A 9,449-nucleotide genomic window follows, 5' to 3' on the forward strand; every position below is an offset into this window, starting at 1 on the left:
GCGGGCCTGCTCACGGCCCGGCGGCACGGCCGCTACGTCCGTTACACCCTCAATCTGCCCGATCTGACAGCGCTGGGGACCGATCTGCTGGCGGCGGTACTGCGCTGAGTGGCTTCGACCGCCAGCACGCGGGCGACCGCTGCCTTCGCAGCATCTGTCCGACTCGGCAGGCCGCCGGTCAGGTCGGGGAGCCGGCAGGAGCAGGGGCTGAGCGTGTTGAGTAAACCGCAGGTCAGGAGCCCTTGGTCACGGGTTCGAGGATCGCCACGCACTCCACATGATGCGTCATCGGAAACAGATCGAACGCCCGAAGCGTCCGCACCCGATAGCCGCCCTCACGGAAGTAGCCCAGGTCGCGAGCCAGCGCAGCGGGATCGCAGGCGACGTACGCGATGCGGCGGGCGCCGAGGGAGGAGAGGTGTTCGACCGTCTTGCGGCCCGCGCCCGCGCGCGGGGGGTCGAGGACGATGAGGTCGACCTCGGTGATGCCGGTGCGCGGGAGGACCGACTCGACCTTGCCCTGTTCGATGCGGACCCGCGGGAAGTCGGCGAGGTTGTGCCGCGCGTCCTCGACCGCGCGCTTGCCGGACTCGATGCCGAGGACCGCGCCCTTCTCGCCGAGGCGGTCGGCGAGGGCGCCGGCGAACAGGCCCACGCCGCAGTAGAGGTCCAGGGCCATCTCGCCCTTACGTGGCAGCAGGCCCTGCATCACGGCCTTGACCAGGGTGTCGGCGGCCTGCGGGTGGACCTGCCAGAAGCCGCCGCTGCCGACACGGTAGGTGCGGCCGTCGGCGCGCTCGCGCACGAACGCGCGGCCGTGGACGCGGTGGATGCCGCCGTCCTTCTCGTCGACGCGCATGACGGAGACGGGCCGGTCGAGCTCGACGAGGGGCAGGCGGGCGCCGGGGCGGGGTTCCAGGATCACCATGCGGTCCTGGGAGCCCGTCGCGGCGATCGCGTCGACGGAGACCATGCCGGCCCAGTCCCGGTCCTCGATGCCGAGTTCGCTGACACCGGGGGCGGCGATCATGCAGTGATCGATCGGTTCGACCTCGTGCGAGCGGTGGCGGCGCAGTCCGGCGTTACCGTCGGCGTCCACCGCGTACTGCACGCGCGTGCGCCACTGGGGGACCTGACCCGCCGGGAGCTTGTCGCCCTCGGCCGGCATCACCGTGCCGTCCCAGCCCGCCTCCTCGGGCGTGAGGCCCGCGAGCCGCTGGAGCTGCTCGGCGATCACCTCGCCCTTGAGCCGGCGCTGGGCGCCCGGCTTGGCGTGCTGCCAGTCGCAGCCGCCGCAGCGGCCGGGGCCCGCGAAGGGGCAGGGGGCCTCGACGCGGTCCTTGGAGGCCTCGATGATCTCGACGGCGTCGGCGCGCAGGAAGCGGGCGCCCTCCTCGCCCTCCGTCACCCGGGCCACCACCCGCTCGCCGGGCAGCGTGTGCCGGACGAACAGCACCTGGCCCTCGGAGGTACGGGCGATGCAGTGGCCGCCGTGGGCGACGGGGCCGATCTCGACCTCGTACTCCTCGCCCACCAGAGACTTGACCGGTTCTGTCTGCATGGTGGGGTGACTCCAGATCGAGAAAGGGAAGCGGCCGCAGCCGGTGGGCCCGACAACAGCCCACCAGTCTACGGCCTCTCCCGTGCGCTCAGTCCCTCGCGCCTCAGTCCTTGGCGGCCGGCTCCTTCGGCCGCTCCACCGCCGGGCCGCGCCGGACCGCGCCGGGCGCGTTCCACTCCTGCCGCCTGCGGGCACGCTGCTTGGCCGCCTCGGAGGACTCCAGCTGGTACGGCACCGAGGTCACCATGACGCCCGGCGTGAACAGCAGCCGGCCCTTGAGGCGGAGCGCGCTCTGGTTGTGCAGCAGGTGCTCGTACCAGTGGCCCACCACGTACTCGGGGATGATCACGGAGACCGCGTCGCGCGGGGACTCCTTGCGGAGGCTCTTGACGTACTCGATGATCGGCCGCGTGATCTCGCGGTACGGCGAGTCGAGGACCTTCAGCGGTACGTCGATCCCACGCCGCTCCCACTCCTCGCGCAGCGCCTTGGTCTCGGCCGGGTCGACGTTGACGGTGAGCGCCTCCAGGGTGTCCGAGCGCATCAGCTTGGCGTAGGCCAGGGCACGCAGGGTGGGGCGGTGGATCTTGGAGATGAGGACGACGGAGTGGACGCGGGAGGGGCGGACACTGTCGTCGGAGGGGCCCTCGGGGGCCGCGATCTCCTCGGCGACCCGGTCGTAGTGCTTCCGGATCGCGGTCATCGTCGCGTAGAAGATGCACATGCCCAGCAGGGCGACCCAGGCGCCGTGCGTGAACTTGGTGACCAGGACGACGACCAGCACCAGGCCGGTGAAGAACGCGCCGAACGTGTTGATCGCGCGGGAGCGGATCATGTGGCGGCGCTTGGCCGGGTCCTTCTCGACCGCCAGGTGGCGGTTCCAGTGCCGGACCATGCCGGTCTGGCTGAGCGTGAAGGACACGAACACGCCGACGATGTAGAGCTGGATCAGGCGGGTGGAGTCGGCGCCGTAGATGACCACCAGCAGCATCGCCGTGCCCGCGAGCAGCACGATGCCGTTGGAGAAGGCGAGGCGGTCGCCGCGGGTGTGCAGCTGGCGCGGGAGGTAGCGGTCCTGGGCGAGGATCGAGCCGAGCAGCGGGAAGCCGTTGTACGCGGTGTTCGCCGCGAGGAACAGCACCAGGGCGGTGGCGGCCGCGAGGATGATGAACAGGAAGCTGCCCTTGCCGAAGACCGCCTCGGCGACCTGGGAGATCACCGGGTTCTGGACGTAGCCGGAGCCGACCGGGATGCCGTTGTGGATCAGGTCGGAGGCCGGGTTCTCGGCCATGCGGACGTTGGTCGACATCGCGAGGGCGATGATGCCGCAGAACATGGTGACGGCCAGCGCGCCCATCAGCGCGAGCGTGGTCGCCGCGTTCTTCGACTTGGGCTTGCGGAAGGCCGGGACGCCGTTGGAGATCGCCTCGACGCCGGTGAGCGCGGCACAGCCGGAGGAGAAGGCCCGCAGCAGCAGGAAGACCAGGGCGAAGCCCGCGAGCCCCTGGTGCTCGGCCTTGATGTGGTAGTCGGCGGTCGGTGCCTTCATGGTGTCGCCGAGGACCAGGCCCCGGTAGGCGCCCCACGCGATCATGATGAAGACGCCGCCGACGAAGACGTACGTCGGGATCGCGAAGAGCTTGCCCGACTCCTTGACGCCGCGCAGGTTCATCAGCGTCAGCAGGACGATCACGGCGATCGCACACAGCACCTTGTGCTCCACCACGAAGGGGATCGCGGAGCCGAGGTTCTCGATGCCGGAGGCGATGGAGACGGCGACGGTCAGCACGTAGTCGACGAGCAGGGCGCTGGCGACGGTGAGGCCGGCCTTGGGGCCGAGGTTGGTGGTCGCCACCTCGTAGTCGCCGCCGCCGCTCGGGTACGCGTGCACGTTCTGCCGGTAGGAGGCGACGACCGTGAACATCAGCACGACGACCGCGGCGGCGATCCAGGGGCTGAAGTGGTACGCCGACACGCCCGCGATGGACAGGACCAGCAGGACCTCTCCCGGCGCGTAGGCGACGGAGGACAGAGGGTCGGAGGCGAAGACGGGGAGTGCGATGCGCTTCGGCAGGAGCGTTTCGCCCAGCCGGTCACTGCGCAGTGCGCGCCCGATCAGGATCCGTTTGGGCACGTCGGTCAGTTTGGACACGACAGAGGATCGTAGGCCTTCGAACAGGCAACCGCCCACCCGGCATCCCGGATCTGCCTCATGAGTGAAATCGCGGGCGCGCGGAACTTCGGATTCCGCGGTCCTCGTGCCCTCCGTGTCTAGATGGCAGACCCCGCCCGTCACCGCACTTCGGAGGTTCCATGCCCGCGACCGCAGAGCTGATCGGGGCCACGGTCGCCCTCGTCGGCCTCGGAATCCTGACCCTGTGCAGCGTGCGCAGCATCACGCGCCGGACACAGGCGCCGGCCACCCGCCGGTGCGCGGCGTGCGCCGATCGCTCCCGGTGATCACCGACCGTGATCGCGGGAAACCCGCGCACAGGGGTGCCCGGCCCGAACCGCCCGTGTGTAGCTTTGGGCGTCGGTCTGAGACCCTGATGCTGAGCAGTAACTTTTGGACACCGGAAGGACGGTCGTGCACATCGTCATCATGGGCTGCGGAAGAGTGGGTTCCGCACTCGCCCAGACCCTGGAGCAACAGGGCCACACGGTCGCCGTGATCGACCAGGACCCCACCGCCTTCCGTCGGCTGGGCCCGGGATTCGGCGGCCGCCGGGTCACCGGGGTCGGCTTCGACCAGGACACCCTGCGCGAGGCGGGCATCGAGGAGGCGGGCGCCTTCGCCGCCGTCTCCAGCGGTGACAACTCGAACATCATCTCCGCGCGCGTGGCCCGCGAGATGTTCGGCGTCGAGAACGTGGCCGCCCGTATCTACGACCCCCGCCGGGCCGAGGTCTACCAGCGCCTGGGCATCCCCACCGTGGCCACGGTCCGCTGGACGGCCGACCAGATGCTGCGCCGTCTGCTGCCCTCGGGCGCCGAGCCGCTGTGGCGCGATCCCACGGGTGGCGTCCAGCTCGCCGAGGTGCACGCCTCCCCCACGTGGGTCGGCCACAAGATCAGCAAGCTGCAGGAGGAGACGGGCGTCCGGGTGGCGTTCCTGACCCGCCTGGGCGAGGCGATCCTGCCCACCTCGCAGACGGTGCTCCAGGAGGGTGACCTCGTACACGTGATGATGCGGGCGGACGACGTCGAGAAGGTCGAGGCGGCCTTCGCCGAGGGCCCGGAAGAGGAGGGCGGTCACTGATGAGGGTCGCCATTGCCGGAGCCGGCGCCGTCGGCCGCTCGATCGCGGGCGAGCTGCTGGAGAACGGCCACGAGATCCTGCTCATCGACAAGGCCCCGACCGCCATCTCGGTGGAGCGGGTGCCGCAGGCGGAGTGGCTGCTGGCCGACGCCTGTGAGATCACGTCCTTGGACGAGGCGGCGCTGCAGCGCTGCAACGTGGTCATCGCCGCGACGGGTGACGACAAGGTCAACCTGGTCGTGTCGCTGCTCGCGAAGACGGAGTACGGCGTTCCGCGCGTCGTGGCCCGGGTTAACAACCCGAAGAACGAGTGGCTGTTCACCGAGGCCTGGGGCGTGGACGTGGCCGTCTCCACCCCACGTCTGATGTCCGCCCTGGTCGAGGAGGCGGTGAGCGTCGGCGACCTGGTCCGTCTGCTCCGCTTCAGCCACGGCGACGCCAACCTGGTCGAGCTGACCCTGCCCGAGGAGTCGGCCCTGGCCGGCACCCACGTCGGCGAGGTGGAGTGGCCCCAGGACACCTCGCTGGTCACGATCATCCGCGGCAACCGCGTGCTGACCCCGTCCAAGGAGGACTCCCTGGAGGCGGGCGACGAGCTCCTCTTCGTGGCCGCGCAGGCCCGGGAGGAACAGTTGGAGGAACTGCTGTCGGTGCGGCGCGAAGAAGGCTGAACCGACGACGAAGGGCGCCCTTGATGCCAAGGGCGCCCTTTCTCGTCGTACGACGGCTGTCCTACGCCTCCCGGCGAGTACGCCTCCCGGCGAGTGCGTGTGCCGGCGAGTGCGTGTGCCGGCGGTTACGCGTCCCTGCGGTGCCGTCCGCCCGTCGGCTCGCCGCCCTCGGCGGCCAGCGCGGCCTCGCGCTCCTTCTCGGCCTTCTCGGCCTTCTCCTCCGCCTCCATCTCGGCGAACACGTCGATCGGCGCGGGCGCCTTCGCGAGGAAGACCCAGGTGAGCCAGACCGCCAGCAGGAAGGGCGGGATCTTCAGGGTGACCAGCACCCAGCCGAGCTGGGTCGTGTCGGCCCACCAGTACAGCGGGAAGAGGATCGCGCACTTGGCGAGCAGGATCAGGCCCCAGGCCCAGCTGGCCTTCGCATAGGCCTTCTTGCGGCCGGGGTTGCGGGTGCGCCAGGAGAGGTTCTCCTTGAAGACCGGGCCGAGGATGAGACCGATCAGGGGGACACCGGCGAGGGTCGTGATGATGTAGGCCAGCGCCAGGCCGAGCGTGTAGAGCATGCCCGGCAGGTAGAAGTCCTTGGCGTTGCCCGTGAACATCGCGAACACGACGCCGAAGGCCACGCCGAAGACGCCGCTGAAGGCGTGCTTGACGGTGTCCTTCCGGACCAGCCGGACCACGACCAGCACCAGGGAGAGGGCCAGGGCGGCGACCGCCGAGACGTGCAGGTTCTTGTTGATCGTGAAGATCGTGACGAAGAGAAGACCCGGCAGGACCGTCTCGACCATGCCACGGACACCGCCGAACGCCTCGAACAGCGCGGCCTCGGTGACCGCACGAGCGTCGCGGGCCTCGTCCGGCTGGGTCTGTTCGGTGTCTTCGGTCGGCTTGTCGAGGGACGTCACCGGCTACTCCCGTCCGAGGGGTCGCAGTTCGTATTTCGGGTTGAACAGCACCCGGCGGCCCCGGCTCATGGAGATCCGGCCCGATGCGATCAGCTTGCGCCCCGGTTCTATGCCGACGATGGAGCGCCTGCCGAGCCAGACCACGTCCAGCGCGGCGGAGCCGTCGAACAGTTCGGCCTCCAGGGCCGGGACTCCGGCGCGCGGTCGCAGGGTGACCGTGCGCAAGGTACCAGTTACGGTGACGATCTGCCGGTCCCGGCAGTCACCGATCCGGGTGCACCCCGAGGTCTCGGCGTCTTCCCGCAGCTCCTCCGACTCCAGGTCCTCCTGCGAGGTGGAGAGCCGGTCGAGCATGCGCCGGAACCGGCCGGCCGGCTTTTCGGAACGAGGAACAGCAGTCATACGTGAAGCGTACCGGGGTGCACCCACAGCGCCGTAGCGCAGCTCACTCCCGGAATCTCACCCTTCGACGTCCCCCCGGGCATCCCACCGCTCGAAGACTCAACTCTCGAACCGGTACCCCATCCCCGGCTCGGTGATGAAGTGCTTCGGATGCGACGGGTCCGTCTCCAGCTTGCGGCGCAGCTGGGCCATGTAGACGCGCAGGTAGTTGGTCTCCGTCCCGTACGACGGCCCCCACACCTCCTGCAGCAGCTGCTTCTGGCTGACCAGGCGGCCGGTGTTGCGGACCAGCACCTCCAGCAGGTGCCACTCGGTCGGGGTGAGCCGGACGTCCTTGCCGGAGCGGTTGACCTTCTTGGCGGCCAGGTCGACGGTGAAGCCCTCGGTCTCCACGGTCGTCATGTCGTCCTCGCCCGGCCCGGACGGCTCGGCCCGGCGCACGGCTGCCCGCAGCCGGGCCAGCAGCTCGTCCATGCCGAAGGGCTTGGTGACGTAGTCGTCGGCGCCCGCGTCCAGCGCCTCGACCTTCTCGTCGGAGGAGTGCCGGGCGGACAGGACCAGGATGGGGACGCGGGTCCAGCCGCGCAGGCCCCTGATCACCTCGACGCCGTCCATGTCCGGCAGGCCCAGGTCGAGGACGACCACGTCGGGGTGGCGGGAGGCGGCGAGTTCCAGGGCGGTCCTGCCGTCGGGGGCCGCGTCGACCTCGTACTTGCGCGCCTTCAGGTTGATCACGAGGGCGCGCACGATCTGCGGCTCGTCGTCGACCACGAGCACCCGGGTCATAGGGTTTGCCTTTCTGGTTCTGCGATGGCCTCCCCGACGGGGAGGGAGTCGAGACGCGATCCTGCCGCGCGCAGGCTCAGCACCATGGTGAGCCCGCCGCCCGGCGTGTCCTCGGCGTTCAGGGTGCCGCCCATGGCCTCGGCGAAGCCGCGGGCGACCGCGAGGCCGAGTCCGACCCCGGCCCCGCGCGGGGCGTCGCCGTAGCGCTGGAAGGGCTCGAAGATACGGTCCTTGGCCTCGTCCGGCACGCCCGGCCCGCGGTCCACCACCCGGACCTCGACCCGGTCCGCTATGGCGCTGGCGGACACCAGGACGCGGCATCCGGGCGGGCCGTACTTGACGGCGTTCTCCACCAGGTTGGCCACCGACCGCTCCAGCAGCCCGGGGTCGACGGCGACCATGGGCAGCGTTTCGGGGACATCCAGCTCGACGCTGTCCTCGGGGACGCCGACCAGGGCCATCGGGACCACCTCGTCCACGTCGATCTCACGGATGAGCGGGGTGACGGTGCCGGTCTGCAGGCGCGACATGTCGAGCAGATTGCCGACCAGATGGTCGAGCCGGTCGGCGCCCTCCTCGATGCCCTCCAGGAGCTCCGCCTGGTCCTCCTCGGACCAGGCCACGTCGTCGGAGCGCAGCGAGGAGACGGCGGCCTTGATGCCGGCGAGCGGGGTGCGCAGGTCGTGGCTGACTGCGGCGAGCAGGGCGGTGCGGATGCGGTTGCCCTCGGCGAGCGCGCGGGCCTGGTCGGCCTCCTCCTGGAGGCGCCGGCGGTCCAGTACGACGGCGGCCTGCGCGGCGAAGGCCGCCAGCACCCTGCGGTCCTCGGCGGGCAGCACCCGGCCGGTCAGCGCGAGCGCCATGTGGTCGCCGACCGGCACGTCGACGTCCGCGTCCTCGGGCCGTTCCAGCGGCGGCCCGAATCCGGCGCGGCCCGCGCAGGTCCACGGCTCGACGTCGCTCGCCCGCTCCAGCAGGGCGGCCGACTCCATGCCGAAAGTCTCCCGGACCCGCTCCAGCAGCTCCTCCAGGCCGGTCTCGCCGCGCAGCACGTTGCCGGCCAGGAAGGAGAGGATCTCGGACTCCGCGCGCAGCCGGGCGGCCTGGTGGGTGCGCCGGGCGGCGAGGTCCACCACCGAGGCCACGGACACGGCGACCCCGACGAAGATGGCGATGGCCACGATGTTCTTCGGATCGGCGATGGTCAGCCGGTGCAGGGGCGGGGTGTAGAAGTAGTTCAGCAGCAGGGACCCGAAGGCCGCCGAGGCCAGGGCGGGCAGCAGGCCGCCGAGCAGGGCCGCTGCGACCGTGACGGCCAGGAACAGCAGCATGTCGTTGGCGAGACCGAGGTCGACGGTGTTCAGCAGCACCGCGAGCACCGCCGGGCCGGCCAGACCCACCACCCAGCCCCAGATGATGCGGGCCCGGCCGAGCCGCGCGCCCCGGGCGACGGGCAGGCCGCGGCCCTTGGCGACCTCCTCGTGGGTGACGATGTGGACGTCGAGGTCGGGTCCCGACTCGCGGGCGACCGTGGCGCCGACGCCGGGCCCGAAGACGTACTGCCAGGCCCTGCGGCGCGAGGAGCCGAGGACGATCTGGGTGGCGTTGACGCCGCGCGCGAAGTCGAGCAGTGCGGCCGGTATGTCGTCGCCGACGACGTGGTGGAAGGTGCCGCCGAGGTCCTCCACCAGGGTGCGCTGGACGGCCAGCTCCTTCGGAGAGGCCGCGGTCAGCCCGTCGCTGCGGGCTATGTAGACGGCCATCACCTCGCCGCCCGCGCCCTTCTCCGCGAGCCGGGCAGCGCGCCGGATCAGGGTGCGGCCCTCGGGCCCGCCGGTCAGCCCGACCACGATCCGTTC

The 9,449-nt window shown here is 70.8% G+C and carries 9 protein-coding genes; 3 read left to right on the forward strand and 6 right to left on the reverse strand.

Annotation, left to right across the window (positions count from 1 at the left end; all coding sequences use genetic code 11):
* Nucleotides 1-232: 232 nt before the first annotated feature.
* The gene (locus tag ABZ471_RS46180; protein ID WP_359075154.1) at nucleotides 233-1,561 is read right to left on the reverse strand and encodes a TRAM domain-containing protein; all 1,329 of its coding nucleotides are present in this window, start codon (nucleotides 1,559-1,561) and stop codon (nucleotides 233-235) included.
* Between the two features lie 103 nt (nucleotides 1,562-1,664).
* Nucleotides 1,665-3,713: an APC family permease gene (locus ABZ471_RS46185; protein WP_359075155.1), complete on the reverse strand. Its 2,049-nt coding sequence runs from the start codon at nucleotides 3,711-3,713 to the stop codon at nucleotides 1,665-1,667.
* A gap of 161 nt (nucleotides 3,714-3,874) precedes the next feature.
* Here ABZ471_RS46185 and ABZ471_RS46190 point away from each other — a divergent pair, with 161 nt between their 5' ends.
* From ABZ471_RS46190 to ABZ471_RS46200, 3 genes are all read left to right on the forward strand, one after another.
* Nucleotides 3,875-4,021, forward strand: coding sequence for a hypothetical protein (locus ABZ471_RS46190; protein WP_359075162.1), 147 nt, complete (start codon nucleotides 3,875-3,877; stop codon nucleotides 4,019-4,021).
* Between the two features lie 127 nt (nucleotides 4,022-4,148).
* The gene (locus tag ABZ471_RS46195) at nucleotides 4,149-4,820 is read left to right on the forward strand and encodes a TrkA family potassium uptake protein (protein WP_359075156.1); all 672 of its coding nucleotides are present in this window, start codon (nucleotides 4,149-4,151) and stop codon (nucleotides 4,818-4,820) included.
* Nucleotides 4,820-5,491 (forward strand): TrkA family potassium uptake protein, encoded by a 672-nt coding sequence (locus tag ABZ471_RS46200; protein WP_359075157.1) that lies wholly within the window; start codon nucleotides 4,820-4,822, stop codon nucleotides 5,489-5,491. The genes ABZ471_RS46195 and ABZ471_RS46200 overlap by 1 nt, the downstream gene beginning before the upstream one ends.
* Before the next feature lie 125 nt (nucleotides 5,492-5,616).
* Here the strand turns inward: ABZ471_RS46200 and ABZ471_RS46205 are convergent, their stop codons facing one another.
* The 4 genes from ABZ471_RS46205 to ABZ471_RS46220 all read right to left on the reverse strand — a co-directional run.
* Nucleotides 5,617-6,402, reverse strand: coding sequence for a DUF3159 domain-containing protein (locus tag ABZ471_RS46205; RefSeq protein ID WP_359075158.1), 786 nt, complete (start codon nucleotides 6,400-6,402; stop codon nucleotides 5,617-5,619).
* Nucleotides 6,403-6,405: 3 nt separating this feature from the next.
* Entirely contained in the window at nucleotides 6,406-6,804 is a 399-nt protein-coding gene (locus ABZ471_RS46210; protein WP_359075159.1) for an OB-fold nucleic acid binding domain-containing protein, read from the reverse strand.
* A 99-nt stretch (nucleotides 6,805-6,903) separates the two neighbouring features.
* Nucleotides 6,904-7,590 carry a response regulator gene (locus ABZ471_RS46215; protein ID WP_359075160.1) on the reverse strand — a complete coding sequence of 229 codons (687 nt, stop codon included), beginning with the start codon at nucleotides 7,588-7,590 and terminating at the stop codon, nucleotides 6,904-6,906.
* A partial coding sequence (locus tag ABZ471_RS46220; protein ID WP_359075161.1) for an ATP-binding protein occupies nucleotides 7,587-9,449 on the reverse strand: 1,863 nt, incomplete at its 5' end. The genes ABZ471_RS46215 and ABZ471_RS46220, both read right to left, overlap by 4 nt.

This window comes from Streptomyces sp. NPDC005728, from assembly GCF_040630895.1.
GTDB lineage: Bacteria > Actinomycetota > Actinomycetes > Streptomycetales > Streptomycetaceae > Streptomyces.